The organism is Bradyrhizobium sp. USDA 3256 (assembly GCF_054058275.1).
Window position 1 is genome coordinate 7,622,587 of the sequence record NZ_JBSSAE010000002.1, and the last position, 25,313, is coordinate 7,647,899.

General features: G+C 64.4%; 26 protein-coding genes and 1 pseudogene. 8 read left to right on the plus strand and 19 right to left on the minus strand.

Annotated elements, in window-relative coordinates:
- Positions 1-254: 254 nt before the first annotated feature.
- From ACVWY5_RS37920 to ACVWY5_RS37975, 12 genes and pseudogenes are all read right to left on the minus strand, one after another.
- Positions 255-410 carry a response regulator gene (locus ACVWY5_RS37920; protein ID WP_428841128.1) on the minus strand — a complete coding sequence of 52 codons (156 nt, stop codon included), beginning with the start codon at positions 408-410 and terminating at the stop codon, positions 255-257.
- A gap of 54 nt (positions 411-464) precedes the next feature.
- On the minus strand, positions 465-875 hold the full coding sequence (locus tag ACVWY5_RS37925) for an aminoacyl-tRNA deacylase (RefSeq protein ID WP_244481768.1): 411 nt from the start codon (positions 873-875) through the stop codon (positions 465-467).
- Between the two features lie 124 nt (positions 876-999).
- Positions 1,000-2,526, minus strand: coding sequence for a magnesium-protoporphyrin IX monomethyl ester anaerobic oxidative cyclase (gene bchE, locus ACVWY5_RS37930; protein WP_028335571.1), 1,527 nt, complete (start codon positions 2,524-2,526; stop codon positions 1,000-1,002).
- 162 nt (positions 2,527-2,688) lie between these two features.
- Positions 2,689-3,429, minus strand: a complete 741-nt coding sequence (locus tag ACVWY5_RS37935) for a di-trans,poly-cis-decaprenylcistransferase (protein ID WP_028335570.1) — start codon at positions 3,427-3,429, stop codon at positions 2,689-2,691.
- A 30-nt stretch (positions 3,430-3,459) separates the two neighbouring features.
- Positions 3,460-3,882 (minus strand): transcriptional regulator, encoded by a 423-nt coding sequence (locus ACVWY5_RS37940; protein ID WP_038377679.1) that lies wholly within the window; start codon positions 3,880-3,882, stop codon positions 3,460-3,462.
- Positions 3,869-4,486: a hypothetical protein gene (locus ACVWY5_RS37945; protein ID WP_028335568.1), complete on the minus strand. Its 618-nt coding sequence runs from the start codon at positions 4,484-4,486 to the stop codon at positions 3,869-3,871. The genes ACVWY5_RS37940 and ACVWY5_RS37945 overlap by 14 nt, the downstream gene beginning before the upstream one ends.
- A gap of 128 nt (positions 4,487-4,614) precedes the next feature.
- Complete coding sequence (locus ACVWY5_RS37950; RefSeq protein WP_028335567.1) at positions 4,615-4,971, minus strand: DUF1428 domain-containing protein; 357 nt, start codon at positions 4,969-4,971, stop codon at positions 4,615-4,617.
- A 145-nt stretch (positions 4,972-5,116) separates the two neighbouring features.
- The gene (locus ACVWY5_RS37955) at positions 5,117-5,854 is read right to left on the minus strand and encodes a DUF899 domain-containing protein (RefSeq protein ID WP_028335566.1); all 738 of its coding nucleotides are present in this window, start codon (positions 5,852-5,854) and stop codon (positions 5,117-5,119) included.
- 18 nt (positions 5,855-5,872) lie between these two features.
- A pseudogene (locus tag ACVWY5_RS37960) lies at positions 5,873-6,235 on the minus strand (SRPBCC family protein); the annotation flags it as partial.
- Positions 6,220-6,675, minus strand: coding sequence for an ArsR/SmtB family transcription factor (locus ACVWY5_RS37965; RefSeq protein WP_080667144.1), 456 nt, complete (start codon positions 6,673-6,675; stop codon positions 6,220-6,222). The pseudogene ACVWY5_RS37960 and the gene ACVWY5_RS37965, both read right to left, overlap by 16 nt.
- A gap of 129 nt (positions 6,676-6,804) precedes the next feature.
- Positions 6,805-7,089 (minus strand): DUF3551 domain-containing protein, encoded by a 285-nt coding sequence (locus ACVWY5_RS37970; protein ID WP_028335563.1) that lies wholly within the window; start codon positions 7,087-7,089, stop codon positions 6,805-6,807.
- Positions 7,090-7,254: 165 nt separating this feature from the next.
- Positions 7,255-8,226 carry a Bug family tripartite tricarboxylate transporter substrate binding protein gene (locus tag ACVWY5_RS37975; RefSeq protein WP_016843619.1) on the minus strand — a complete coding sequence of 324 codons (972 nt, stop codon included), beginning with the start codon at positions 8,224-8,226 and terminating at the stop codon, positions 7,255-7,257.
- Between the two features lie 204 nt (positions 8,227-8,430).
- On the opposite strand from ACVWY5_RS37975, the gene ACVWY5_RS37980 reads away from it, so the two are divergent.
- The gene (locus ACVWY5_RS37980) at positions 8,431-8,850 is read left to right on the plus strand and encodes a VOC family protein (RefSeq protein WP_028335562.1); all 420 of its coding nucleotides are present in this window, start codon (positions 8,431-8,433) and stop codon (positions 8,848-8,850) included.
- Positions 8,851-9,059: 209 nt separating this feature from the next.
- The gene (locus tag ACVWY5_RS37985) at positions 9,060-10,640 is read left to right on the plus strand and encodes an AMP-binding protein (RefSeq protein WP_028335561.1); all 1,581 of its coding nucleotides are present in this window, start codon (positions 9,060-9,062) and stop codon (positions 10,638-10,640) included.
- A 16-nt stretch (positions 10,641-10,656) separates the two neighbouring features.
- On the opposite strand, the gene ACVWY5_RS37990 is transcribed toward ACVWY5_RS37985, so the two are convergent.
- The 4 genes from ACVWY5_RS37990 to ACVWY5_RS38005 form a co-directional block, all read right to left on the minus strand.
- Positions 10,657-11,946, minus strand: coding sequence for a cytochrome P450 (locus ACVWY5_RS37990; RefSeq protein ID WP_028335560.1), 1,290 nt, complete (start codon positions 11,944-11,946; stop codon positions 10,657-10,659).
- A 208-nt stretch (positions 11,947-12,154) separates the two neighbouring features.
- Positions 12,155-13,252, minus strand: a complete 1,098-nt coding sequence (locus ACVWY5_RS37995; RefSeq protein WP_028335559.1) for an HD domain-containing phosphohydrolase — start codon at positions 13,250-13,252, stop codon at positions 12,155-12,157.
- 294 nt (positions 13,253-13,546) lie between these two features.
- Complete coding sequence (locus ACVWY5_RS38000; RefSeq protein WP_028335558.1) at positions 13,547-15,832, minus strand: molybdopterin cofactor-binding domain-containing protein; 2,286 nt, start codon at positions 15,830-15,832, stop codon at positions 13,547-13,549.
- Positions 15,829-16,320 (minus strand): (2Fe-2S)-binding protein, encoded by a 492-nt coding sequence (locus ACVWY5_RS38005; protein ID WP_026192016.1) that lies wholly within the window; start codon positions 16,318-16,320, stop codon positions 15,829-15,831. The genes ACVWY5_RS38000 and ACVWY5_RS38005 overlap by 4 nt, the downstream gene beginning before the upstream one ends.
- 309 nt (positions 16,321-16,629) lie before the next feature.
- Here ACVWY5_RS38005 and ACVWY5_RS38010 point away from each other — a divergent pair, with 309 nt between their 5' ends.
- From ACVWY5_RS38010 to ACVWY5_RS38020, 3 genes are all read left to right on the plus strand, one after another.
- Positions 16,630-17,418 carry an alpha/beta fold hydrolase gene (locus tag ACVWY5_RS38010; protein ID WP_028335557.1) on the plus strand — a complete coding sequence of 263 codons (789 nt, stop codon included), beginning with the start codon at positions 16,630-16,632 and terminating at the stop codon, positions 17,416-17,418.
- The gene (locus tag ACVWY5_RS38015; RefSeq protein ID WP_028335556.1) at positions 17,415-17,750 is read left to right on the plus strand and encodes a hypothetical protein; all 336 of its coding nucleotides are present in this window, start codon (positions 17,415-17,417) and stop codon (positions 17,748-17,750) included. Before ACVWY5_RS38010 ends, ACVWY5_RS38015 begins: the two co-directional genes overlap by 4 nt.
- A 78-nt stretch (positions 17,751-17,828) precedes the next feature.
- Positions 17,829-18,500, plus strand: coding sequence for a dienelactone hydrolase family protein (locus ACVWY5_RS38020; protein WP_028335555.1), 672 nt, complete (start codon positions 17,829-17,831; stop codon positions 18,498-18,500).
- A 38-nt stretch (positions 18,501-18,538) separates the two neighbouring features.
- Here the strand turns inward: ACVWY5_RS38020 and ACVWY5_RS38025 are convergent, their stop codons facing one another.
- The 3 genes from ACVWY5_RS38025 to ACVWY5_RS38035 all read right to left on the minus strand — a co-directional run bounded on the left by ACVWY5_RS38025 (position 18,539) and on the right by ACVWY5_RS38035 (position 20,572).
- Positions 18,539-19,294, minus strand: coding sequence for a polysaccharide biosynthesis/export family protein (locus ACVWY5_RS38025; RefSeq protein WP_028335554.1), 756 nt, complete (start codon positions 19,292-19,294; stop codon positions 18,539-18,541).
- 173 nt (positions 19,295-19,467) lie between these two features.
- Complete coding sequence (gene msrA, locus ACVWY5_RS38030) at positions 19,468-20,124, minus strand: peptide-methionine (S)-S-oxide reductase MsrA (protein ID WP_028335553.1); 657 nt, start codon at positions 20,122-20,124, stop codon at positions 19,468-19,470.
- Between the two features lie 130 nt (positions 20,125-20,254).
- Positions 20,255-20,572, minus strand: coding sequence for a hypothetical protein (locus ACVWY5_RS38035; protein ID WP_016842666.1), 318 nt, complete (start codon positions 20,570-20,572; stop codon positions 20,255-20,257).
- Positions 20,573-20,945: 373 nt separating this feature from the next.
- Between ACVWY5_RS38035 and rpsT the strand changes: the two genes are divergently transcribed.
- The 3 genes from rpsT to dnaN all read left to right on the plus strand — a co-directional run bounded on the left by rpsT (position 20,946) and on the right by dnaN (position 25,266).
- Complete coding sequence (rpsT, locus tag ACVWY5_RS38040) at positions 20,946-21,212, plus strand: 30S ribosomal protein S20 (RefSeq protein WP_028335552.1); 267 nt, start codon at positions 20,946-20,948, stop codon at positions 21,210-21,212.
- A 1,239-nt stretch (positions 21,213-22,451) separates the two neighbouring features.
- Complete coding sequence (gene dnaA / locus ACVWY5_RS38045; RefSeq protein WP_028335551.1) at positions 22,452-23,882, plus strand: chromosomal replication initiator protein DnaA; 1,431 nt, start codon at positions 22,452-22,454, stop codon at positions 23,880-23,882.
- A gap of 265 nt (positions 23,883-24,147) precedes the next feature.
- Positions 24,148-25,266, plus strand: coding sequence for a DNA polymerase III subunit beta (gene dnaN, locus ACVWY5_RS38050; protein WP_016842669.1), 1,119 nt, complete (start codon positions 24,148-24,150; stop codon positions 25,264-25,266).
- Positions 25,267-25,313 lie beyond the last annotated feature (47 nt).

Sequence of the window (25,313 nt, forward strand, 5' to 3'; positions counted from 1 at the left end):
GCTTTAGCGTGCGGCCAACACCCGTTCCTCCGGTCTGGCCGGACCGGCCAGCTGAACCTCATCGCATTTTGGGCATACAAGCGCGGTGCGGAAATGCTTGTCGAGCACAATGGTTCGCGTCCTGCCGCACTGGCAGCGCCATCGGCTTATCCATGGAAGACCGGCCCGGGTTCGCGATGCAAGGAAAGCATGCGCCTGGCTGCCCCGGTCCGGTTAACCCAATATGACTTGAAGCCGGATAATTTGTCGCGCCGCTAAAAGAGACCGGCGCTGAGATCAAGGCCGTAGCTTGCCCTGAGTGCCGCGACGAACAGGACAGCGGACGCAAACAACAGGACATGCCGGGCGATGCTGCTCCGAAGCGAATTGGCCGGAAACGCGCGTGCGATCGATTGAGCCAAAGCAGTCATTTGCGACCTCCGGAGCCACGCCCCGAAGGTAGGTCGCGTGCAGCGCAGTGAGGTTCAATGCGGCTCGCGGATCGGCCGGCGGCGCGCCAATGTGCTCTGTTCGGTATCGCTCGGTGCCCGCACCCGATTCTTGAAGCGGTGACCGACCACGATCAGCCTGCCCTCGGCGCGGATTACGGTCTCGGCCGATGGCGCGGACGGCAGATTGTCTTGCGTGACCGCCTCCAGCGCGCGCAGGAACTCGCGACCGGCCGATGTGATCTCCCAGCCTTCGACGTCACGGAGCACATAGCGATTGCTAAAGATGTCGAGTTCGGGGACCCGCGACGCCAGACGTTTGATCCGCGCATGCCAATCGTCGCCGCTCGATGAGAGGATTGCGAGATCGTGCTTGAGTGAATTGATTGTGGCTTTGCCGCGGACGTGACTGGCCAATATTTTTAAGATCGCAACCTGTATGCTCAACTCGACGCCTCGACCGCCACGGTTCTTTTTGTTCTGCGCAGCCGACCTGGAAATTATCGCGCTAATGACTCAGGCGTCCAGTCATCAGCGCCAGTTATCCAGAACCCGACAAGACGGTATCGACTTACGCCGCGCGTGATGTGTCGACGCGGCGCTCGGGCCGGTGCGACGACATCGATTCCTCCTCCATATCCTGCGGCGCGCCCCAAAATTCCTGCACCGTCGGCCCGTGCTTGAGTCTTTTGTCGCGCAGGAAGCCGAGAATTTCATGCGGCCAGACCCGGCGGCCCATCTGCGTGTACCAGCGCATCGCGTGACGAAGTCCGGCGTCGCGGTGGAGCAGCACGCGGAGCAGCGCCTTCGGGCGGCACTGCAGCACCATCTCGGTGAACTTGAACCAGAGCAGTACGCGCCATGGCGGCATGTGCCGGGTCGCGAGCACCTGATGCTTGTAGTCCCAGAGCCTGCGATCGGTCTGGATGACGCGCCGCTCCGCCGCGAGACGGAAATAGGGCGTCCAGCGATGCGGCGTGACGTAGAGCATCTGGATCTGGTCGGGATCATAGGACAACAGCTGCCTGAGACCGCGCCAATGGTCGCGATCGGTTTCCTCCTCGAAGCCGACCACCCAGGTCGCCATCGACAGGATGCCGTGCTGGCGCATCAAACGGATGGCCTCGCGATCGATCGTGGTGGTCGCGCCCTTGCGGATCAGCTCCAGCGTCTTCTCGTCGGTGTTCTCCATGCCGAGCAGGAAGCGCTGCCAGCCCGCTTTCTTGTAGAGATGCAGGATGTCGGCGTCGCGCACGATGTCGTCGGCGCGGGTCGAGCCGACGAGGATCAGATCGACATCCTCCACGATCAAGGCCTCGAGAAAGGCCCGCCACGCCTTCTTCGAGACGGTCGGATTCTCGTCGGCGAAATTGATCACCTTGACGCCGTGCTCGCGATGGAGCCGCGCCAGCTCCTTCGCAAACCGCACGGGATCGCGGTGCCGCCATCGCGTCCAGAAGCCGCGCTGGCCGCAGTAGTTGCAAAGATGCGGACAGCCGCGCGAGAACTGCACGACGACGGCGCGCAGGCCGCCCCAATAGCTGTAGCGCGCGTGATCGATCAATTCCCATCCGACGCGATAGGCATCGAGATCCCGGATAACAGGCGCAGGCGGCGTGACGCGCGGCCCATAATCGTCGCGGAATGCGATGCCGTTGATGATGCGAAGATCCTCGCCGGCCTCCAGCGCCCGCATCAGACGGCGCGCGGTTTCTTCGCCCTCGCCGCGCACGATCGCGGTGACGTAGCGCTCCTCGCGCAGGATGTCGCGCCAGTGATAGGTCGGAAACACGCCGCCATAGACGATCCGCACGTTTGGCACGGCCTTGACGATCGCCTGCGCCACCTCGGCGATCACAGGATGGCCCGACGTCGAGCCGGAATGACCGAACAACACCGCATCCGGTGCAAATCTCGATGCCTCCGCCACGATGGCTTCGACCGGCATCGGCCCGAACTCGGCATCGACAAGACCGACGTCGTGGCCGTCATCGATGAGCGGCCCGCCGATCGACAGCAGGCCGAGCGGCGGCAGATGGTCGTCGGGGATCCGGCTGCCGATCGCCGGGTGCGGCACGTTGACGAGAAGAATGCGCATGGATGATCGCTCCCGCTTTGGTTGGCGTGATCGTTCGTCCCCGCAGCTTGTGAAAGAGAGCCCAACCCCCCGGCCGGGCTTTAGGAAGAGCTGGAAGCGCAACCTCCTTGTTTGAGCATGATCTTTTCGGAAAACCGCTTCACACTTTTCCGGATCATGCTCTTAGAGGTTCGGCACCTCCGCCGGCGCGATCGCGGTCAGCCCGCCGAAGCGGCGCTCGCGGCGATGGAAGGAGGCGAGCGCGTCGGCGAGATCGTCGGCATCGAATTCGGGCCACATCCGCTCGGTGAAATGCAGCTCGGCATAAGCGCCCTCCCAGAGCAGGAAGTCCGACAGCCGCTTCTCGCCCGAGGTGCGGATGATCAGGTCGACGTCGCGCAGGCCGGCCTCGCCGGTGATGAGATCGGCGAAAGTCTCGCGGCTCAGCTCGCCGGCGCCGGCCGCGCTCGCGGCCGCGTTCAGGATGGCGTCGCGCGCCGAATAGTCGATCGCGATGCGCAGATGCAGCGTGGTGCCGCCGGCGGTCTCGGCCTCCGCGCGCGTGATCGCGGCGGCGATGCCGTCGGGCAGCCGGTCGCGGCGGCCGATCACGGTGAGGCGAACGCCGTTGCGCACGAGCGCGGCGATCTCGTTGGCGAGGTAGAACCGCAACAGCCCCATCAGTGCCGCGACCTCGGCCTTCGGACGGCGCCAATTGTCGCTCGAGAAGGCGTAGAGCGTCAGCGTGCCGACGCCCTGGTCCGGCGCGGCCTCGACGATGCGGCGGATCGCCTCGACGCCGGCCTCGTGTCCGCGCAGCCGTGACAGGCCGCGCCGCGTCGCCCAGCGGCCATTGCCGTCCATGATGATGCCGACATGGAGCCTGATGGCGGCTTCCGGCTTGAGCGCGACGTTACTTTGCATCACAAAGTCTCCGGACAAAAATGGGATGATTCAAACCGGCTGGATACCGAGGCGGCCAGCTGCGCCGTCGTCCTTGCCGGCGGCCTTCTCAGCCTTGCCGCCGGCCTTTTCTGTCGTGCCGGCAGCCTTGGCCGCGTCACGCACCAGCTGCTCGAGCACGGCGAGATAGTCGAGGAAGCGGCGGCGGCCGCTCTTGGTCAGGCGACAGGTGGTGTGCGGACGATTGCCTTCATAGCCCTTGATGACGTCGACGAGACCGGCCTCCTGCAGCACCTGGAGGTGCCGGCTGAGGTTGCCGTCGGTCAGGCCGCAGAGCTGCTTGAGATCGGCAAAGGCGAGCCCCTTCGGATGCGCCATCAGCGAGGTCAGCAGCCCGAGCCGCGCCTTCTCGTGGATGACGCGGTCGAGGCCTTCATAGGCGAATGGCGCGGTGGTCAGGTCAGTCTTCGGCATCATGGCCTCCGGAAGCGAAATAGAGCAGCGCTGCGAGCAGCAACTGGCCGATCGCGAATGGCAGTCCCATGGTCCAGGGCGACAGCGCGTGGCTCTGGCTTGCAATCAGCAGCACCGTGAAGCCCGACAGGAAATACCAGGCGCCGCCGAGCGCGATCGTGCGCGGCAGCAGGCGGACCGAGGCGAACACGCCGAGGCTGACCAGCACCTGCCACAGGCCGGGCAACATCCACAACGTCTCGGGCGCGAACTTCCATTGCAGGATCGCGAGCAGCACGCCGGCGATAACAGCGGGAACGAACTGCTCGATCGCCTGCTGGACCATCGCGTCCGCAAGGCCGGAATGATGCCGCCGCGAGCGCGCCTGCATCTCGATCCAGATCAGCACGGCGGAGACCAACGCGGCCGCCGCCCAGCCTGCGAGGAACGCGATCGGATGAGCGGTGGGATCGGCGAGCCAAAGATATTGCGCAAGCGCCGTGATGAGCGCGATGCCGCTGGTGGCGGCGACGGTCGCCGGACCGTAGCCGCGAAACGCCGTTCCGGCCGCAATCTGGCTGCGGATGGCGAGGATATCGGCCAACGCCTTGTCGAGGTCACGCATGATTCGCCCGAACTTTGTGTTACAAAGTATACGGGATCGCCAAGTAAACGCAAGCGGCATCGCGCGGCTTGCCGAGCGTGATGTTTAACAGCCGGTTATTGCGCGGATTGCGGCGAAACCGTGCCGCGTCAGACCTTCACCAGGCTGGCAAAGCCGCCATAGATCATCCGCTTGCCGTCGAACGGCACGTCACCCATGCTCATCGATGCAAGGCGCGGATCGGCCATCACCTTGGCGTTGATCCGGTCGCGCTGGGCGCGCGACTTGTAGGTGATCCAGGCAAACACGACGGTTTCGCCGGCCTTCAGTTTCACGCTCTGCGGAAATGAGGTCAGCTTGCCCGGCTTGACGTCGTCGGCGACCCATTCGCGATAATCGAGCGCGCCATATTCGCGCCAGACCTTGCCGGCCTTCTTCGAGAGCTGCGCATAGGCTTTGAGTTTCTTCTTCGGCACGGCGACGATGAATCCATCGACGTAAGGCATTGGGCGGTTTCCTGCTGTTTGGGCTCCCTGCCATTGCGAGCGCCTGCGAAGCAATCCATCTCTTCAAACGCCGAGGATTGGATTGCTTCGTCGCTTCCGCGCAAAATTGCTCTGCAATTTTGTCGCGAGCCCCTCGCAATGACGATCAGGAGTGACAGCAGGATGCCTGAACCGGCGCCGGTTGGTACTGGTCACGTAGCCGCACCCAATCCATCGGATAGGGCAATCCTTCCTCGTGGCGGCCGAGCGGCGTCAGGTCGAGATAGTGATAGGCGGCATTCATCATGTCGAGGCCGCGCGCGAAGGTCGAGTAGGTATGGAACACGCTCCCTGTCTCGTCGCGGAAGAACACGCTGATGCCGGGCAGTTCGGGACCATAGAGCGGCGTCGTTCCATAATTGTATTTCGCGTCCCCCGCATCGATCTGCCCTTGCGTGAACGATACGCCGTAATCGTAATTGAAGTCGCTCTCTCCCGAGGAGACCCAGTCGAAGGTCCAGCCCATCCGCGCCTTGAATGCGTCGAGCTTTGCGAGCGGCGCCCGCGAGATCGCGATCATCGTGGTGTCGCGCGCGGCGAGATGCGGAACCATGCGCTCGAAGCCGTCGACCCAGAACGAGCAGCTCTTGCACGCTGCGTCCCATTCCGGCGCGAACATCACATGCTGCACCACGAGCTGCGGCCTGCCCTTGAAGAGATCGCCGAGCGTCATTTTGCCGCCCGGCCCGTCGAACACATAGTCCTTGTCGACCTTGACCCAGGGCAGTTCGCGGCGCTGCCGGCTGAGCGCTTCGCGGGCCTGGGTCAGTTCCTTCTCACCGGCCATCAATGCCTTGCGGGCTGCGATCCATTCCTCGCGCGAGACGATGTTGTGCTGTTGCATGAGATGCTCCTTTGCAGGTCAGGCGTCGACGTATTGTTCCAGGTTGCCGAGGAATTCGGTCCAGCCGCGCTGGTGGTTGTCGCGGGCGGTCTCATCGACGAACTGTGCGTGATGGAAGGTGAGCAACGTGCCGCCGGCATCGGGCTTGATCGATATCGTCACCTCGGACTCGCGCTCCGGCGTAGAATGCCAGGCCCAGCTGAACACCAGCTTCTCGTTCGGCACCACCTCGCGATAGGTGCCGCCGACCTCGTGATATTCGCCGTTCGAGCCGGTGAACTTGATCCGGTAGCGTCCGCCGACGCGGACATCGAGCTCGGCCTGCGTCGTGCCGGGCTTGACCTGTCCCGGCCCGAACCACTGCGCTAGATTTTCCGGCTCGGTCCACGCGGCGTAGACTTTTTCCGGCCGCGCGCGGAGGCGCCGCGTGAGGGTGAGGCTTGGGCGCGCGGCGAGGCCGGCGTCGGCGGCGACTGCGGATTGGTTTGCCATGGTTCTTCCTCCACAAAGGCGGCAAGGCGGTCGAGGTTGTCGGACCAGAATTGCGCATAGCGATTGAGCCAGTTCATCGCCTGCTCCATCGGCCGTGCGGTGAGCCGGCACGCCACCGTGCGTCCGGTCTTTTCGCGAGCGACGAGACCCGCATCGGTGAGCACGTCGAGATGCTTCATGATTGCGGGCAACGACATCGCGAACGGCTGCGCCAGCTCGCTCACCGACAGGCTGTCCTGCTCGCCGAGCCGCGCCAGCAACGCGCGGCGGGTGGGATCGGAAAGCGCCGCAAAGGTGCGGTCCAGCGTCTCGTCCTGATACTTAACCATGCGGTTTAGTATAGGCGCAAACGGCGCGACGTCAAGCGCGCGACTTCACGATCGCGTCAGGATGGACCCAGCCGGGGGACGAACGTCAGGAACGGTGGCGACGGACCGCCTTGCGGTGATGCCGCAACGCTAGTCGGGATATACGGTCCGGTGCCGACGCTGATAGCGGCGCGGTGGCGGCGGCGGTTCGCTGAACAGGAAGCGCGGATTCTCGCCGCAATAGAGATAACGGCCGGACACGCTCGCGAGGCATTGCTGGTAGGTCCGGTAAGCGCATTCGCCGGGATAGCCCAAGCTCGGGCCCTGCGCGCACCATGGGTAGTCATAAGGATCGGCGGAAGCTGGCGTGATACTCGCCGCGCCTGCGAGCGTCATCGTTCCCAGAACAAGCATTGCCAATCCCGATGCGCGCATGATCCGGCTCCTCGGACGCCGCAGTTAGCCAGGCGCGGCACCTTTGATAAGGTTCCTGAACGTCATTCTATTCCGCGTCAAGGCCGACGGCTTCGGCCGCGGACCGGCTGTACCACGCGGGCCACATTTGTCCCGCGCGATCCAGCATCGCGCCTCTTGCGAGGCCTACTCGACCTTGAGGCCGGCGAACTCGACCACCTTCTTCCACTTGTCGGTTTCGGCCTTGATGTCGTTGCCGAAGGCTTCCGGCGTCTGGATCAGCGGATCGCCGCCGAGCTCGACAAGACGCTTCTTCATGTCGGGTTCGGCGAGCACGGCGTTGATCTCGGTGTTGAGCTTGGCGATAACTTCCTTCGGCATGTTCTTCGGCGCGCCCATGCCAAACAGCGCGCTCGCCTCGTAGCCCTTCACGGTTTCGGCGACCGACGGGACATCCGGCAGTTGCGAGGATCGCTCCGTTGACGTCACAGCCAGCGCGCGCAACGCGCCGGAGCGGATGTGCTGGATGATCGAGGGCATGTTGTCGAAGATCACCTGCACCTGGCCGCCGAGCATGTCGGTGATCGCGGGCGCCGCGCCGCGATACGGCACGTGCTGCATCTTGCAGCCGGTCATCGCCATGAACATCTCGCCGGAGAGATGCACCGAGGTGCCGTTGCCAGAAGAGGCCATGTTCACCTTGCCGGGATTGGCCTTCACATATTCGATGAACTCGGCGACGGTCTTGGCCGGCACGTCCTTGTTGACGGTCATCACGTTCGGCACGCGATTGAAGGAAGCGACCGGCGCGACGTCGCGCACGAAGTTGAACTTCAGATTGGCGTAGAGCGAGGCATTGATGTAGTTGGCCGGATTGACCAGCAGCACGGTGTAGCCGTCCGGCTCGGCGTTGATCGCCGCCTCGGTGCCGATATTGTTGCCCGCGCCCGGCTTGTTCTCGATCACGAATTGCTGCCCGAGCCTCTCCGACAGCCGCTGCCCGACCAGGCGCGCGATGATGTCGGTGGCGCCGCCCGGCGGATAACCCACGATCCAGCGCACCGGCCGCGCCGGATAGTCGGCAGCGGAAGCGCGGCCGATCGCGAATGTCGAAATCCCCGACCCGATCAGGCCCAGCGCGGTACGGCGTGAAATCATGAAGTTTCTCCCGATCCAGCAGGGTTTGGCGCCCTGCCCGTTTCTGTTGCGTTGCGTGCGGCGCGGTTTTAACAAACAATGCCTGAAGCGACCAGTGCGACACGTGCGCCGCCGACCGCGACGAAAGACTAAGCTTCGGCTCTGATCGCACCAGAACCGGCGACCACATCGCTCGAAATCACTCTGGACCGAAGAGGATCGATCATGTCCGTCAAGGTAAATGGGCTCGACCATCTCGTGATCAACGTCACCGATGTCGTGCGCTCGGTTGCCTGGTACAGCAGGATCCTCGGCATGGAGGTGAAGGTGTTCGACCCCGGCAAGGGCAAGACACCGCGCACCTCGCTGGTGTTCGGCAACCAGAAGATCAATGTGCGGCCGCGCGATGCCGACAAGGTGGACTGGTTCACCGCCGAGCACGAGGCGGCCGGCAGCGACGATCTCTGCTTCCTCACGTCGAGCACGCCCGAGGAAGTGGTCGCGCATCTGAAGGCCAATGGCGTCAGGATCGAGGAAGGCCCCGTCGCCAAGCAGGGCGCGCGCGGCACGCTGCGCTCGGTCTATTGCCGCGACCCCGACGGCAGCCTGATCGAGATCTCGTCGTACGAAAAGAACGCGACCTAGCTTTCGTTCGTCCTTGCGAGCCGGCGCGGCGTGCGAATGCGCGCCCGATGACGGATGCCGCGAATAAATCGATCTCTTCCGCGCGGCGGAACAGATTGCTTCAGCGCAAAACCGCTTTGCAAATCACGATTTGCTCTCGGCGCACGCCGATGGCAGAACTGCTCCCAACCAAGACCAATGGCGGCCGGCAAGGCCGCGCGGGAGGACATATGAGCAATTCACGAGCAGTGCCGGGCATCGTGGGACCGTTTGCGGGACTCGACGTGCCATGGCTGCTGCGGATGCGCGCCGAGGTGCGGCGCGACCATCCATTCCTGATCTGGGCGCCGTTCGACACGCCGGCACGGCGCTGGAGCTACGGCGAATTCCATGAGCGCGTCGGCGCGCTCGCTGCGGGCCTTGCGAAGCGCGGCATCCGGCAGGGCGACTATGTCCTGATCCATCTCGACAATTGCATCGAGGCGATCATGTCGTGGTTCGCCTGCGTCGAGCTCGGCGCGATCGCGGTCACCACCAACACCCGTTCCGCCGCCGCCGAGATCGAATATTTTGCCGGCCATTGCGGCGCGATCGCCGCGATCACCCAGCCGGCCTATGCAGAACTGATCGCCGCCAACTGCAAGAGCCTGCGCTGGATCGCGGTGACCTCGCACGACGCCGGGCAAGCGCCGGCACAGCTGCCCGCGCGCGGCGACAGCTTTGACGCGCTGTTTGCCGACAGTGCCGACCGGCCACGTCGCCCGACCGATCCGCTCGCCCCCTGCAGCGTGCAATACACCTCCGGCACCACGTCGCGGCCGAAGGCGGTGCTGTGGACCCACGCCAACGCGCTGTGGGGCGCCAAGATCAATGCCGCGCATCAGGACCTGCACGCCTTTGATGTTCACCAGACCTATCTGCCGCTGTTCCACACGAACGCGCTAGCCTATTCGATGCTGGCGAGCCTGTGGGTCGGGGGCACCTGCGTGATCCAGCCACGCTTCTCGGCTAGCCGCTTCTGGCCGGTGGCGCTCGAGCACGGCTCGACATGGACCTCGACGATCCCGTTTTGCATGAAGGCGCTGCTGGAGCACGAGGTGCCGAAGAATCACAAGTTCCGGCTCTGGGGCACCGCCGTGAACGAGCCGCCGGCGTTCAGCGTGTTCGGCATCAAGATCATCGGCTGGTGGGGCATGACCGAGACCATCACGCACGGCATTATCGGCGAGGTCGATCAGCCCAACACGCCGATGTCGATCGGCCGCGCCGCGCCGGAATACGAGGTCCGCATCGTCAATGACGACGGCACGCCGACCGGCGTCGGCGAGACCGGCAACCTCCTGATCAAGGGCATCCCCGGCCTGTCCCTGTTCGCCGAATATCTGCACAACGAACAGGCCACGCGCGAAAGCTTCGACGAGCACGGTTACTTCATTACCGGCGACCGCGTCACGATGCTGCAGCACGGCTACATCAAGTTCGGCGATCGCTCCAAGGACATGCTGAAGGTCGGCGGCGAGAATGTCGCAGCTTCCGAGATCGAACAAGTGATCGCGGTGGTGCCGGGCGTGCGCGAAGCCGCTGTGGTGGCGAAGAAGCACCCGATGCTGGACGAGGTGCCCGTCGTCTTCATCATCCCGCAGGCCGGTGTCGCCGCCCTGCCTGCCGATTTGCACGACAACGTCATGACCGCCTGCCGCTCCGGACTCGCGGACTTCAAGGTGCCCCGCGAGATCCGCTTCGTCGACGAAATGCCGCGCTCGACGCTGGAGAAGGTCGCGAAGGCGGAGCTCAGGAAGATGCTGGAGTGACGCGGCCCTGGCCGCGTCAATTCACCTCGAACCGGATCGGCAGCTTCTTCGGGCCGTTGACAAAATAGGCCTGCGTCATCTTCACCTCGCCGTCGAGCGACAGCGACTTCAGGCGCGGCAGCAGCTCCTCGAACAGGATGCGCATCTCGAGCTTGGCGAGGTACTGACCGAGACAGAGATGCGCGCCGTAGCCGAACGCGACATGGCGGTTGGGCTTGCGATCGCTGCGGAAGCGATCGGGGTCCTCGAACACCTCCTCGTCGCGATTGCCCGAGGCGTAGCACAGCATCAGCCAGTCGCCCTTGGCGATCTTGCGGCCGCCGAGCTCGGTATCCGCGGTGGCCGAGCGCATGAAATGCTTGACCGGCGTCATCCAGCGGATCGACTCATCGACCAGGCCCGGGATCAGCTCCGGGTTGGCCTTCACCTTGGCGAATTCCGCGGGGTCCCTGGCCAGCGCCCAGATCGCGCCCGCGGTCGAGGATGAGGTGGTGTCATGACCCGCGGTCGCGACGATCATGTAATAGCTGGTCTGATCGTGCTCCGGCATATACTCGCCGCCAATCTTCGCGTTGGCGATGACGGTGGCGAGATCGTCGCGCGGGTTCTGGCGGCGATCCTCGGTGATCTTGCGGAAGTAGGCGGAGAAATCGGCGATGATCGCCTGCAACATCGCCGAGACCTGCTCCGCGCTGAGCGCGTCGCGGACGCGCGCGGTGTCGGGATCCTGCGGGCCGAACAGCTCCTGCGTCAGCTTGAGCATGCGCGGCTCGTCCGCCTCGGGCACGCCGAGGATCTCCATGATGACGTGGAGCGGATAGCCGAGCGCGACGTCCTCGACGAAGTCGCAGGCGCCGCCCCTCGCGAGCATGCGCTGCACCGTGGCGCGCGCGATCTCGCGGACGCGGGCCTCGAACTTGCCGAGATTGGCCGGCATGAACCAGCCTTGCGTCAGCGCGCGATATTTCGGGTGATCAGGCGCGTCCATCTGCACCAGCGAGCGCACCAAATTGGGCCCGCCGGTGATCTTGCGAACGCGCTCCTCGATCGCCTGCGTCGTCAGCGTGGTCGGCCGGTCGGCGTTGTGGAACAGCTCGTTCTGCCGGCTGATCGCCTGGATATGGGCGTGCTTGGTCACCACCCAGAACGGATCGAACTTCTCGGGCCGCGCGATGCCGAGCGGATTGTTGGCGCGTAGCCAGCGATAGCTGTCGTGGATGCGGTCGTCCGCATAGGCGACGGGATCGACGAGGGTTGCCGCGATGTCGGCGGGGATGTCGAAATCCCCGGTCGTTGCCGTATCCATGATCGTCCTCACTCGCCCCAGCATCGGTCTTGCCGATGATCAACGGAATCTAGGCGGGGTTAAGGAGGACGACTTGCGTTGATTGGCTAGGATCCCCGCCAAAGGCGTCATTGCGAGGAGCGAAACGACGAAGCAATCCATCGGCCCGCACACACGGAGCGATGGATTGCTTCGCTTCGCTCGCAATGACGACGAAAATCGTTGGAGATCAATAATGCCCGAACGCTACCGGACGGAACGCCTGCAGCAATTGCTGGTCGAGCTTGCCGCCCATCTCCTCCATCATGGAGAACGCCTTGGCGTGGGTGAACTGCAGCCGGTAGGCGCGCTTCTCGACCAAAGCGGCATAGACGTCGACGATCGTGGTGACGCGGACGATGTCGCTGATCTGGTCGCCGCTGAGGCCGTTGGGATAGCCGGTGCCGTCGAGGAATTCGTGGTGATGCAGGATCACGTCGAGCATTTCCGGCGGGAAGCCGCCTTGCGCGGACAGCGCCTCATAGCCGCGGCGCGGATGCTCGCGCATCTCGGCCATTTCCTCGACCGTCAACGAGCCGGGCTTGTCGAGCAGCGCGACCGGAACGAAGGCCTTGCCGACGTCGTGCAGCAGCGCGGCACGGGCGAGCCGGCGCTGATCGTCCTCACGCATGCCAAGATGCTGCGCGAACGCGACCGCGAAGCCGGTCACGAACAGGCAGTGGCGATAGGTCTCCTGGTGATGGCAACCGACGGTGGTCAGCCATTCGCGCAGCGAGTTGTGCTTGATCGCCTTGAGGATCTTGTTTTCGGCGGCGACGATGTCCTCGAACTTGAGCGGCTCGCCGGCACGCATCCGCTCGAACATCTTGACCATCACGCCGTGTGCGGCTTCGACGCCGCGGTTGAGCGCCTTGCCGCGGTCGGTCTCGTCATAGCCGCTGTCGTCGGGGAACGCGGCGCGGATGCGCTGCAGGATGCCGCGCGCATCAAACGGCCGCGAGATCGTGTCGGTGGCGCCGAGCGCCCAGGCCTGCATCGAGGCGTGGTGCAAGGCATCTGCCAGCACGAACAGCCGCGGCATCTCGCGATAGGCATCGGCCTGCAGCTTGGCGCGGACCAGCTGCACGGCTTCGGGCGAGCGCAGGTTGATGTCGACGACGATGCCGGAGAGATCGCGGGCCGGCTGCTCGGGAATATCTGAGGTCGGAACGGTATCGACCTCGCCCACCGAGCGCAGGATGCTGGCGAGCTCGTTGCTCTGATCGCTTCGATCTGACGCCAGCAGCAGGCGGCGCTTCGAAGTCTGGTTGTTGGCTAAGGCAGTCATGGCATCCCCGTCGCAGTAACGACCGACGCCGGGACGCTACCTGACGATGCGTTCCCTCCGGCTTAATGGGGATGCTGAACGGCGCTTAAGCGCAATGGATACAATTTGAGCGATCGCCGAATCCGCCAGCAAAATCAGGCCGACCGAAAATCAATGCAGATGCGAGTGTCGGCGGAGAATCATGAATTTTTGCGGCTTCGAGGACGTTGATGCCGTCACCGCCCGGCCGACGCGCGGAGCAAAGGAAAACGCCGGAGAGCTCGTGCTCTCCGGCGTTCTTGTTCGTTCAGATCGTTACGCCTTCATCGCCGCCTTGACGGCTTCTGCGGTGATCGGCAGGCCGCGGACGCGGGCACCGACCGCGTTGAAGACGGCGTTGCCGATCGCCGGCGCCACCACCGTCACCGCGGGCTCGCCGACGCCGGTCGCCTTCTCGCCATTGGCGATGACGTTGACCGCGACTTCCGGCAGCTGGCTCATCCGAAGCGGCGTGTAGCTGTCGAAGTTGGTCTGCTCGATGCCGCCGTCCTTCAACGTCGCCTTCTCGAACAGCGCCAGTGACATGCCCCACAGCGCCGCGCCCTCGACCTGGGCCCGGATGCCGTCGGGATTCACCTGCGTACCGACGTCGGTGGCAACCGTCAGCTTCTTCACCGTCACCTCGCCCGACGGGGCGACCGCGACATGGGCGACGCAGGCGGTCCAGCTCGCCGTGGCGCGCTCCTGCGACGACACGCAGGCGACCCCCATGCCTTCGCCCTTGGGCAGCTGCTTGGTGCCGTAGCCGGCAAGGCCCATCGCGGCGAGCAAGGTGTTGCGGAGACGCTGCGCGCCGCCGTCATTCTTGCCCTTGCCGTCGAGCAACGAGATGCGCAGCTGCGCCGGGTCCTTGCCGGTCGCATGCGCGATCTCGTCGATCATGCTTTCGACCGCCCAGAACGTCCAGCCCGGCGCCACCGAGCGGAGCTGACCCGACGGGGTGGCGTTGTGCGCCATCTCGTTCTTGATCGCCCGCACATAGTGGTTGGGCACGGTGTAGAAGAAGTCCGCTCCGTTCACGGTGAAGGAGTCGAGCGGACCCTTTTTGTCGACCGACGGTGTGAGGAAATCGGGGATTCCCCAACGCGCGGTCGGCCAGGCCGAGACCACATCGTGGCTCATCGCGACGATCTTGCCGCCGCCGTCCATGCCGGCCTTCACCTTCTGGTAGGTCAGCGGACGCGAGAAATCCATCGTCATGTCGTTTTCGCGCGTGTAGATGACCTTGACCGGCTTGCCGACGGCCTTCGCCGCCTGAACCGCGGGCACCATCATGTCGGCGTCGAGACGCCGGCCGAAACCGCCGCCCAGCCACATCTGGTGCATCACCACGAACTTCGGATCGATCCCGGCGGCGCCGGCCGCAATCGCGCCGGAGCGCGTCGCGAACTGGTTGCCGGAATAGATGTGCAGGATGTCGCCCTTGAACTCCGCGGTGGCGTTCATCGGCTCCATCGGCGCGTGGATGTTGATGTTGGTGGTGTATTCCGCCTCCAGCACCTTGGCCGCCGAGCCGAAGGCCGCCTTGGGATCACCGTCCTTGACGAAGAACTGGCCGGAATCGTCCAGTCCCTGAAGCCGCTTGGCTTCCGTGAGCAGCGATTCGCTCGACAGCTTTGCGTTCGGACCGCCGTCATAGCTGATCTTCAGCGCCGCCGCGGCCTTCTTCGCCTGCGCATAGGTGTTGGCGACCGCGACGACCCAGCCGGTCGTGGTGTTGGTCTTGTCGTCGAGGGTGACGGCCTTGATGAAGCCGGGCAGCTTCCTGGCCGCGCTATCGTCGACCGACTTCACGGTGGCGCCGTAACGCACCGGCGGGGTGACCAGCGCGCCGTGGACCATGCCCGGCACCATCACGTCGATGCCGTACTTGGCCGTGCCGTTGGTCTTCGACGGGATGTCGAGCTGCGGCACCGAGACGCCGATCATGGTGTACTGGTCGGGCGTCTTCAGCTTGATTGCCTTCAGATCATCCGCCGTGAAGGTCTTGGTCGCCTTGCCGCTCTTCACCACCTCGGCGAACGACATCGACTTCTTCGACTTTGCGTGGCTGATCTTGGAATCGCGTACCACCAGCTCGCCGGCCGGCACGCCCATGGAGGCCGCCGCCGCCTCGGTCAATGCGATACGGCCGGCTGCGCCGGCGCGGCTCATCGCATCGAAGTTCATCATCGTCGACCAACTGCCGCCGGTGATCTGCGCGCCCAGCACGGGATCGTTGAACTTCGGATCGTTGGAGGCGAGCTGAACCCGCATGTCCTTCCAGTTCGCGCCGAGCTCTTCGGCCACGATCTGCGCCATGGTCGAGGCGACGTGCTGGCCCATGTCGGCCTTGCCGCAGGTCACGGTGACGAGACCGTCGGGCGCGATCGAATACCAGACGCTCGGCTCGAAGTTGGCGGGCGCGGGTGCCGCGAGCGCCTGGTCGATGCCTGACCCAGCATAGCCGAGTACGAGGCCGGTTGCAGCGGTGCCGACCAGGAAGGAACGGCGGCTGAGATCGGTCGTCTCTGGAGCGAGGTTTTTCACGTGCTTGTTCATGTGGCCCTCCGCTCGGATCCGGTGGCCGATGCGGTGCGCATGTCGGACGCAGCGCGCATGATCGCCTTCTGGATTCGTGAATAGGTCATGCAACGGCAGAGATTGCCGTCCATATGCGCGACCACTTCTTCCTTGGTCGGGTTGGTGTTCTTCGACAGCAGCGCCGCCGCCTGCATGATCTGGCCGGACTGGCAGTAGCCGCATTGCGGCACTTGCTCAGCGACCCAGGCCTTCTGCAAGGGATGATCGCCCTTGGCGGAGAGGCCTTCGATGGTGGTGATCTTCTTGCCGACGGCGTCGGCGACCGAGGTCTGGCAGGACCGCACCGCTTCGCCGTTGACGTGAACCGTGCAGGCGCCGCACAGACCGGCGCCGCAACCGAATTTGGTGCCCGTCATCTGCAATTGCTCGCGGATGACCCAAAGCAGCGGCGTGTCATTGGCCGCCTCGACGGACATATTCCGTCCGTTGATATTGAGATTTGGCATCTCTCTCCCCTTCCGGTGTAGGAAGCCGCTTACGGCGGCAACTCACTGTTGGGTCTTGGCCGGCGCCCACCGGGTAAGCGACAGTTGCCGAAACAATGATCCGGTTCCCGGCTGGAGGCAATCCAATTTGGAATTGCTCGAAAAGAATAAATTTCCGAAGATGCCTGTTGTGCGATGCGGCAACGGCATGACGCTTTTTGGAATGCCGGCGTTCGTGTCTAATCGACAGGCGCTTGCTCAAAGCGTCGGCAGCAAGCACCGGCAACGCCGTCCGATAACAGCGGCGAGAGAAACACAAGGAGCCCGTCAATGGCCAAGCTCAACCGCAACGGCGTCGAGATCTACTACGAGGTTCACGGCAGCGGCCCGCCGCTGATCCTCACCCACGGCTATTCCTCGACCTCGACGATGTGGCAGGGCCAGATCGAGGCGCTGTCGCAACGCCACAAGCTGATCCTGTGGGACATGCGCGGGCACGGCCAGTCCGACTATCCCGACGATCCCGATGCCTATAGCGAAGCGCTGACGGTCGGCGACATCGCCGCTCTCCTCGACGCCACCGGCGCCGACAAGGCAATCGTCGGCGGGCTGTCGCTCGGCGGCTACATGTCGCTCGCCTTTCACCGCGCCCATCCGGAGCGGGTGCGGGCGCTGCTGATCATCGACACCGGCCCGGGCTTCAAGAAGGACGACGCCCGCGATGTCTGGAACCAGCGCGCCCGCGACACCGGCGACCGCTTCGACCGCGAAGGGCTCGAGGTGCTGAGATCGTTGAGCGCCGAGCGCGCGTCGGTCACCCATCGCAACGCCAGGGGCCTCGCGCTGGCCGCGCGCGGCATGCTGGCACAGCGCGATGCACGGGTGATCGAATCGCTGCCCGGGATCCAGGTGCCATCGCTGGTTGTGGTCGGTGCCGACGACACGCCGTTTCTGGCGGCGTCCGACTACATGGCGGCGAAGATCCCCGGTGCGCAGAAGGCGGTGATTCCGAACGCCGGCCATGCCGTCAACATTGACCAGCCGCAGGCCTTCATCGCCGCGGTGCTGCCGTTCCTGGATGGCCTTGAAGCCGACGCGCCAGGAAAGCCCGCGTCATGAAGACAATCGCCGTTGCCTTGTTGCTGACTGCGGCGACGACAGGGGCGAGCGCGCAGAAGCTGCCGTTCGTGACAGCCCCATCCACTTTCACCGCGACGCTGTCGAACACCACGCCGCTGGCGTTCGGCATGGGCGTTGCGGACGCGCAGCGCGCGCTCGGCACGCCGCTCACCTATGTCAGCGGACGGCCCGGCAACGAGATCTTCCTGACCTTCCGCGACCTCGGCGGCAGCGGGCTGTTTCCGCACCACGACCGCCTCTTCCTCCAATTCCGCAAACACCGGCTGACCGGCTGGAAGGCCGACTGGGGCGAGAACTGGATGTGGCGCTAGATCATGCTCAATGCATGATCGGCTTTCGCAGGGATCGCCAAGAAGCTTCATGCAACCCCCAACTGACAAGGATGGACCATGGGACAAGACATCAAACTCAAGGCTTCGGACGGCTTCGAACTCGGCGCCTATCGCGCCGATCCTGCCGGCGCGCCGAAGGGCGCGGTCGTCGTGATCCAGGAGATTTTTGGCGTCAATCACCACATCCGCTCGGTCTGTAACCGACTGGCGAAGGACGGCTATGTCGCGGTTGCGCCCTCGATCTTCGACCGCATCACGCCGAACTTCCAGAGCGGCTATTCCCCCGACGAGATCGCCGAGGCGCGGAAGTTCGTCGCCAATCCGGACTGGGCCGCGATGCTGCGCGACACCCAGGCGGCGATCGACGCGGTGAAGTCGGTCGGTCCGGTCGGCATCATCGGCTTCTGCCTTGGCGGCAGCGTCGCCTATGCGGCCGCCACCAGGCTGGCCGGGCTGTCAGCCGCGGTCGGCTATTACGGCGGCGCCGTCGTGCGCTTCGCCGACGACAGGCCGGCGGTGCCGACGCAGCTGCATTTCGGCGAGAAGGATGCCGGCATTCCCTTGGGCGATGTCGAGACCATCAAGTCGAAGCGGCCCGAGGTCGACGTCCTCATCTATCCCGGCGCGCAGCACGGCTTCCATTGCGACGAGCGCGCCAGCTACGACAAGGCAAGCGCCGACATCGCCTGGCCACGCAGCATGGAATTTTTCGCAAAACATCTACGCTGATAGGGCGAACCCGGAATGACGAAGGACGCTGTCCTTCGTCAGAACCAGCGCTCGCCGACGAACACCGTATCGCCCGGGCTCATCGGCGTGCCCAGCGGCACCACGAAGCGCCCGGAGCCGGACGCATCGGTGTGAGTCAGCGTCACGCTGTCGCGGCGGGCACGCGGCGAGAAGCCGCCGGCAATTGCGACCGCGCTCTCGACCGTCATGTTCGGCACGTAGGGATATTGGCCGGGGGCCTGGACTTCGCCGAGGATGAAGAACGGACGATAGGACTCGATCTCGACCGCCACCGAAGGCTCGCGGATATAGCCGTTGCGCAGCCGTGCCGAGATTTCGCCGGCAAGCCCGGCGGGCGTGCGGCCGCGTGCCGGCACCGAGCCGATCAGCGGCATGGTGATCGCGCCCGCGGCGTCGATCGCATAGGAATTGGTCAGGCCTTCCTGGCCGTAGACCACGACGCGGAGCTTGTCGCCGGGGCCAAGGTGATATCCGTTGTCGTAACCGGCGGGGGGTCCACCCGGGGAGGCGGCGGCATAGACGACCGGGGCGGCGGCCGGTGCGGCATAGCCATAACCAGGGGACGCGCTGGCGAAGGCGGAACGCAATGTGCTGATCGCACCGCCGCCGCCTGCATCGGCAACTGGAGCGGGTGCGTAGGCCGGGCCGTAGGTGACGGCATCGACTCCTTGCGGGCCGACGGCGACGGGACCGGACGTGCTCATGCAGCCAGACAGCGCGAGCGCAGCCACAACGGCAGTGATCGGCAATCGTAACGCGCGTGCAACCGGCACCGGACCTATCCCTCAACGGCGAGACAGGCCCAGTCTTGCACCACTTATGGTTAACAAAGGGTTTTCGAGGATCGAGCGGGAGGCCGGAAAAGCCGGCCTCCCATTGGCTTGGAGCCGTGCCCGGGAAGAGCGCAAACCGGCTTTCCGGAGCGGGCTCTTTCTCAACAAGACGGTCAGGCGGTGACGCCGACGCCGATCGGGCAGGACACGCCGGTGCCGCCGAGCCCGCAATAGCCCGCCGGATTCTTGGCGAGGTATTGCTGGTGGTAGTCCTCGGCGAAGTAGAATTCACCGGCCGGCGCGATCTCGGTGGTGATGGCGCCGAGGCCCTTGGCGGCAAGCGCCTTCTGATACATCGCCTGCGACTCATCGGCGGCTTTGCGCTGCGCGTCGCTGAACGTGTAGATCGCGGAGCGATATTGCGTACCGATGTCGTTGCCCTGGCGCATGCCCTGCGTCGGGTTGTGGTTCTCCCAAAACGTCTTCAGCAGCTTCTCGTAGGAGATCTTCTTCGGGTCGAACACGACCAGCACCACTTCGGTGTGGCCGGTGCGCCCCGAGCATACTTCCTCATAGGTCGGGTTCGGCGTGTGGCCGCCGGCATAGCCGACCGCGGTGGTGTAGATCCCCTCGCCGAGTTCCCAGAATTTGCGCTCCGCGCCCCAGAAGCAGCCGAGCCCGAACACCACCTGCTCGAGGCCTTGCGGATAAGGCGGCTGCAACTTGCTGCCATTGACGAAATGGGTGATCGCGGTCGGGATCGGCGTCGCGCGGCCCGGCAACGCCTCGGCGGCGCTTGGCAACGCAGTGGTCTTGCGCATGAACAACATGGACACCTCCAGGCGGGACATCGGCCGACGCGGCAACGGCCTGCGGGCCGGCTGTCACCTATATATGTCCTTACGCGGATGATGGCAGCCCCGTTACGGGGCGCTGCAGCCAAGGAGGGCTGCCGACAAGTCAGTCGCGCGCGTAGCCGATCAGGGGCTTGCGCGGCCGGAACAGGATCATCAGCAGGATGCCGGCAATGCCGAGCACTGCGAACACCGGCTGCTCCAGAAGCAGGCGGATCACGTCATTCCAGAGCCAGGGCGCGAAGCGATCCACCCAGGCATGGAATGCCTGCTGGCTCGACTGGTGGATGTCGTTCCAGAACTGGCCGAATTGGGTGAACCGCAGGCTCTGGTCGGCGACGTAGCGGGCCCCGTCATAGACCATGAAGATGAAGCTGCCGGCCAGCAGCAGAAGGCCGATCAGACGGAAAAAGCCGCGGATCATGCGTCACCCTAACTCCCAGTCGCGCCCCACGCGTCGTCAGGCCTTACCGGGCGCCCCCCGGAAATTCAACCTCTTCAGCGGCTTATCCGGCCCCCGCCGGGGCGATTTCGGGCCCTTTTTGGGTCCCGAAAGCGTTGACGCTTAAGCCCGCGCCATCTATAAGACCGGCCGATGGCGGCGGGCGCAATCCTGCCGCCGCTGTTCTTTGGACAGTGCCGCATGCGGGGGCAGCATTTTGCGCTCTTCGCATGGCCGCCTCAAGGACACCCAAGAAAACCACCTTGGACAAATACATCAGAGTTGGGATTTGAACCGGCCGGTGCGCGCAAGCCCGACCACCGAGCGATCACCGCCGAAGGACAGTTAGAGAACCATGGCCAACACCACCTCCGCCAAGAAGGCGACCCGCAAGATTGCCCGCCGTACCATCGTCAACAAGTCGCGCCGCACGCAGATGCGTGGCGCGGTGCGCACTGTCGAGGAAGCGATCAAGAGCGGCGACCGCGAGGCGGCACTGAAGGCGATGAGCCGCGCCGAGCCCGAGCTGATGAAGGCAGCGCAGCGCAACATCATTCACAAGAACAACGCGAGCCGTAAGGTGTCGCGTCTGTCGCAGCGGATCGCCAAGCTCACCAAGTAGAGCTCGCGAAGCAAAGCTCGCCGAGCGAGCTGACTGAAAAACACACTTGTCACGAAGCCCGGCTCGCGCCGGGCTTTTTGTTTTTGTCTCGCATTTTGTCGTGGAAGTTTCATAGCGCGAGAAGAGTCGGCGTTGCCGCGCAACGAACTGCGTGTCATGTTTCGTCGCGTCCGTAGTTCTACCGGCTCAACATGCTTAACGCGGAGCACTCGCGCACAGATTGTTCTTCGCTAAGCTAGATAGATGGAATAGCGCGCCGGCTTCTCGCGTCGAAATTTGCGAAGCGGGGTTACCCTGCAAAAGTAATCGAGAAAAATGACGTCTCGCGAGTTACTTATGCACATAGCGCCGAACAGCGATTGGAAAAATGACCGGCGCGAGACCAAATGTAAATTTTCTATGAAAAATTTTTGGTATTGCACCGTCGTTTGTGACACGCGTGAATCTGTGCGCTGATTCAAAAACTTGCTTTCGCAACTCAGCGTCGGCGCCGCCGCAACAGTCGCGAAGAGTCTCGATCCCCGTCGAATCCACGGATTGTCAGAAAATCAGCTTGGTGTATTTATTTCTTGTTCGCGACGCCCACGGCTCTCCAGATCAGCGCGGTTTGAGACCCAGGGGCGGACGCACAAATCGGCGGCGGTGTGTGCGTTAGCGACGCTTTCCAAGCGAAGCTGGATTGACGGCTCATAGCGATATGAGGACGGTCGACCTGTGTCAAAATTTCTCCGGCGATGTCCCCGGCAATTTGGGGGATCGAACAAGAGAGACCAGGACGTCAGTCGGAATCTGGCAGCGGGAACGCGGAGCGAGTGAACGGGTTGACGACGACACGGCGGCGGCGAAGCGCCGGGCATTTCGGTGTTCGGTAGCGGCAGTTCGAACTTGAAGACACGAGCAAGCTGACAACTTGCCGCGATACGTCGCGGCGGGAGGGGGAGGTCTTATGCCTTACGGTATCATCACTGCAGTCGAACCAACGACAGCCGAAGCGCAAATTTCCAGTGGTGCCGTAATCAACCCCTCGGACGTCAGCTCCCACCCGAAGCGTCCGTCGAGTACGCGCTGACCTCGCGGGGCGCATCTTCTCCAAACAGCTGATCTGTCGGGTGGCGCATGGCCGCCGCACGGGAGAGCTTTGTCCGGAGCAGACCGCGCCCGCTAGAGGTCGCGCCGCGGCAGGAAACCTGCACGGCGCTTTCGCAACGATTATCTCTCAGACTTGGAAGTACGAAGGCAATGACGAACACGGAACAGGATCGCTGGTCGCGGGTGAAGGGACGTTTGCGGACGAGCGTTGGCGAGGACGTCTACACGAGCTGGTTCGCTCGGATGGATCTGGAGAGCGTGCACGACGAGAGCGTGCACCTGTCGGTTCCGACCCGGTTCCTCAAGAGCTGGATCCAGGCGCACTATGCCGAACGCGTGCTTTCCTGCTGGCAGGCCGAGATGCCCGAAGTGCATCGCATCGACCTCACCGTGCGCTCGGCGATCCGCGCGACGGCTCCGGTGAAGGAAACGGTTGCACCCGTCGAAGTGCGCCGCATCGAGCGCACCGACGGCCGGCTCGTGCCTGAACTGCGCTCGGTTGCGACCGCGCCGGTGTCCGCGAGCCACGACGCGCTCGGCGGCTCGCCGCTCGATCCGCGCCTGACCTTCGCCAGCTTCGTCGTCGGCAGGTCCAACACGCTGGCTCATGCGGCGGCCCGCCAGGTCGCGGAAGGTCGCCGCGGCGATCCCGTGATGTTCAACCCGCTCTACATTCATGCCGGCGTCGGCCTCGGCAAGACGCATCTGCTGCAGGCGGTGACCTGGGCCGGCAATTCCGGCAGCGAGCGCAAGGTGCTGTATCTCACCGCCGAGAAATTCATGTACGGCTTCGTCGCGGCGCTGAAGACGCAGACGGCGCTGGCCTTCAAGGAGGCGCTGCGCGGCATCGACGTGCTGGTCATCGACGATCTGCAGTTCCTGCAGGGCAAGTCGACGCAGGCCGAGTTCTGCCACACGCTGAACGCGCTGATCGATGCCGGCCGCCAGGTCGTGATCGCTGCCGACCGTCCGCCGTCGGATCTGGAAAGCCTCGACGACCGCGTGCGCTCGCGGCTCGCCGGCGGCCTCGTGGTCGAGATGGGCTCGCTCGGCGAGGAACTGCGGCTCGGCATCCTGAAGTCGCGCGTCGCCGCCGCCCGCGCCCACCATGCGAGCTTCGATGTACCGGAGGAAGTGCTCGACTATCTGGCGCGCACCATCACCCATAACGGCCGCGACCTTGAAGGCGCGATCAATCGCCTGCTGGCGCACTCCAAGCTCAACAACCAGCCGGTGACGCTGGAGATGGCCGAGCGCGAGGTGCGCGACCTGATCCGCCCGCAGGAGCCGAAGCGGATCAAGATCGAGGACATCCAGCGCGTGGTCGCCCGGCAGTACAATGTCAGCCGCTCCGACTTGCTGTCGTCCCGCCGCACCGCCAATGTGGTGCGCCCGCGCCAGGTCGCGATGTATCTGGCGAAGACACTGACCTTGCGCTCGCTGCCGGAGATCGGCCGGCGCTTCGGCGGCCGCGACCACACCACGGTGTTGCACGCCGTGCGCAAGATTGAGGCACTGGTCGCCAAGGACACGGCGCTGTCGGAGGAAGTCGAATCGCTGAAGCGCCAGCTGCAGGAATAGGGCCGCTTCATCCGGCCGGCTCGTTCCATCGCCCTCCCCTTTGCCAAAGGGGAGGGCTAAACTTTTTTCTGACCCAAAACGTGGGGAACGGGGCTCGTTTCACGCCCGTATCCCTTGCACCGGCCGCCCATACGCGCCACCTTGCGGTCCCCCCGTGGGTTTGATCAAATCCGGTATTGATCCGGCTTTTCGGGTTTCCAATGCCGCGGTGCTGCCCTGAACGGCCGCCCGGCTTTTCCATCTGAGGGATCTGGCGGGTATTGCAATGAAGGTCACCGTCGAGCGCGCGCAACTCCTGAAATCGCTGGGTCACGTTCACCGCGTGGTCGAGCGCCGCAACACCATCCCGATCCTCGGCAACGTGTTGATCCGCGCCGAGGGCGCCAAATTGTCGCTGAAGGCGACCGACCTCGACCTCGAGGTGACGGAGACCTTGGCCGCCGAGACCGGAACCGCCGGCTCGACCACGGTGCCCGCGCACATGTTCTACGACATCGTCCGCAAGCTGCCCGACGGCTCGCAGATCGTGCTGGAAGCCGACGGCGACCGCTCGGTGCTGGCTGTGCGTGCCGGCCGCTCGCGCTTCACGCTGCAGACCCTGCCCGAGAGCGACTTCCCGGGCCTTGCCGCCGGCGACATGACGCATTCGTTCTCGCTGCCGGCCTCCGACATCAAGCGCCTGATCGACCGCACACAGTTCGCGATCTCGACCGAAGAGACCCGCTACTACCTCAACGGCATCTATCTGCACGCGGCAGGCAACGCCAAGGCGGCGACCCTGCGCGGGGTTGCGACCGACGGCCACCGGCTGGCGCAGATCGACCTCGCGCTGCCCAAGGGCGCAACCGGCATGCCCGGCGTGATCGTCCCACGCAAGACCGTTGGCGAAGTACAACGGCTGATCGAGGGCGACGACGCCGAGATCTCGATCGAGCTGTCGGACGGCAAGATCCGCTTCACGCTCGGCAATGTGGTGCTGACCTCGAAGCTGATCGACGGCACCTTCCCGGACTATGGCCGCGTCATTCCGCAGAACAACGACAAGGAACTCGTCGTCGACAAGAAGGATTTCGAAGCCGCCGTCGACCGCGTCTCGACCATTTCCAGCGAACGCGGCCGCGCGGTGAAGCTCGCGCTGTCCGCGGGCAAGCTGGTGCTCTCGGTCACCAACCCGGATTCCGGCAGCGCCACCGAGGAACTCGAGGTCGAGTACGCCTCCGACGCGCTGGATATCGGCTTCAACTCGCGCTATCTGCTCGACATCGCCGCCCAGATTGAGGGCGAGGTCGCAGTGCTGAAGCTCGCCGATCCCGGCTCACCGACCCTGGTGCAGGACCGCGACAGCAAGGGCGCACTCTACGTGCTGATGCCGATGCGGGTGTGATTCCTCCTTCTCGTCATGGCCGGGCTTGACCCGGCCATCCATCGAGC

Excerpts from the sequence above, each read along its gene's own strand:
- ACVWY5_RS37920 (WP_428841128.1), bottom strand. The coding sequence starts at position 410 with ATGACTGCTTTGGCTCAATCGATCGCACGCGCGTTTCCGGCCAATTCG.
- bchE (WP_028335571.1), bottom strand. The coding sequence starts at position 2,526 with ATGCGCATTCTTCTCGTCAACGTGCCGCACCCGGCGATCGGCAGCCGG.
- ACVWY5_RS37935 (WP_028335570.1), bottom strand. The coding sequence starts at position 3,429 with ATGCAAAGTAACGTCGCGCTCAAGCCGGAAGCCGCCATCAGGCTCCAT.
- ACVWY5_RS37940 (WP_038377679.1), bottom strand. The coding sequence starts at position 3,882 with ATGCCGAAGACTGACCTGACCACCGCGCCATTCGCCTATGAAGGCCTC.
- ACVWY5_RS37945 (WP_028335568.1), bottom strand. The coding sequence starts at position 4,486 with ATGCGTGACCTCGACAAGGCGTTGGCCGATATCCTCGCCATCCGCAGC.
- ACVWY5_RS37950 (WP_028335567.1), bottom strand. The coding sequence starts at position 4,971 with ATGCCTTACGTCGATGGATTCATCGTCGCCGTGCCGAAGAAGAAACTC.
- ACVWY5_RS37955 (WP_028335566.1), bottom strand. The coding sequence starts at position 5,854 with ATGCAACAGCACAACATCGTCTCGCGCGAGGAATGGATCGCAGCCCGC.
- ACVWY5_RS37965 (WP_080667144.1), bottom strand. The coding sequence starts at position 6,675 with ATGGTTAAGTATCAGGACGAGACGCTGGACCGCACCTTTGCGGCGCTT.
- ACVWY5_RS37970 (WP_028335563.1), bottom strand. The coding sequence starts at position 7,089 with ATGCGCGCATCGGGATTGGCAATGCTTGTTCTGGGAACGATGACGCTC.
- ACVWY5_RS37975 (WP_016843619.1), bottom strand. The coding sequence starts at position 8,226 with ATGATTTCACGCCGTACCGCGCTGGGCCTGATCGGGTCGGGGATTTCG.
- ACVWY5_RS37980 (WP_028335562.1), top strand. The coding sequence starts at position 8,431 with ATGTCCGTCAAGGTAAATGGGCTCGACCATCTCGTGATCAACGTCACC.
- ACVWY5_RS37985 (WP_028335561.1), top strand. The coding sequence starts at position 9,060 with ATGAGCAATTCACGAGCAGTGCCGGGCATCGTGGGACCGTTTGCGGGA.
- ACVWY5_RS37990 (WP_028335560.1), bottom strand. The coding sequence starts at position 11,946 with ATGGATACGGCAACGACCGGGGATTTCGACATCCCCGCCGACATCGCG.
- ACVWY5_RS37995 (WP_028335559.1), bottom strand. The coding sequence starts at position 13,252 with ATGACTGCCTTAGCCAACAACCAGACTTCGAAGCGCCGCCTGCTGCTG.
- ACVWY5_RS38000 (WP_028335558.1), bottom strand. The coding sequence starts at position 15,832 with ATGAACAAGCACGTGAAAAACCTCGCTCCAGAGACGACCGATCTCAGC.
- ACVWY5_RS38005 (WP_026192016.1), bottom strand. The coding sequence starts at position 16,320 with ATGCCAAATCTCAATATCAACGGACGGAATATGTCCGTCGAGGCGGCC.
- ACVWY5_RS38010 (WP_028335557.1), top strand. The coding sequence starts at position 16,630 with ATGGCCAAGCTCAACCGCAACGGCGTCGAGATCTACTACGAGGTTCAC.
- ACVWY5_RS38015 (WP_028335556.1), top strand. The coding sequence starts at position 17,415 with ATGAAGACAATCGCCGTTGCCTTGTTGCTGACTGCGGCGACGACAGGG.
- ACVWY5_RS38020 (WP_028335555.1), top strand. The coding sequence starts at position 17,829 with ATGGGACAAGACATCAAACTCAAGGCTTCGGACGGCTTCGAACTCGGC.
- msrA (WP_028335553.1), bottom strand. The coding sequence starts at position 20,124 with ATGTTGTTCATGCGCAAGACCACTGCGTTGCCAAGCGCCGCCGAGGCG.
- ACVWY5_RS38035 (WP_016842666.1), bottom strand. The coding sequence starts at position 20,572 with ATGATCCGCGGCTTTTTCCGTCTGATCGGCCTTCTGCTGCTGGCCGGC.
- rpsT (WP_028335552.1), top strand. The coding sequence starts at position 20,946 with ATGGCCAACACCACCTCCGCCAAGAAGGCGACCCGCAAGATTGCCCGC.
- dnaA (WP_028335551.1), top strand. The coding sequence starts at position 22,452 with ATGACGAACACGGAACAGGATCGCTGGTCGCGGGTGAAGGGACGTTTG.
- dnaN (WP_016842669.1), top strand. The coding sequence starts at position 24,148 with ATGAAGGTCACCGTCGAGCGCGCGCAACTCCTGAAATCGCTGGGTCAC.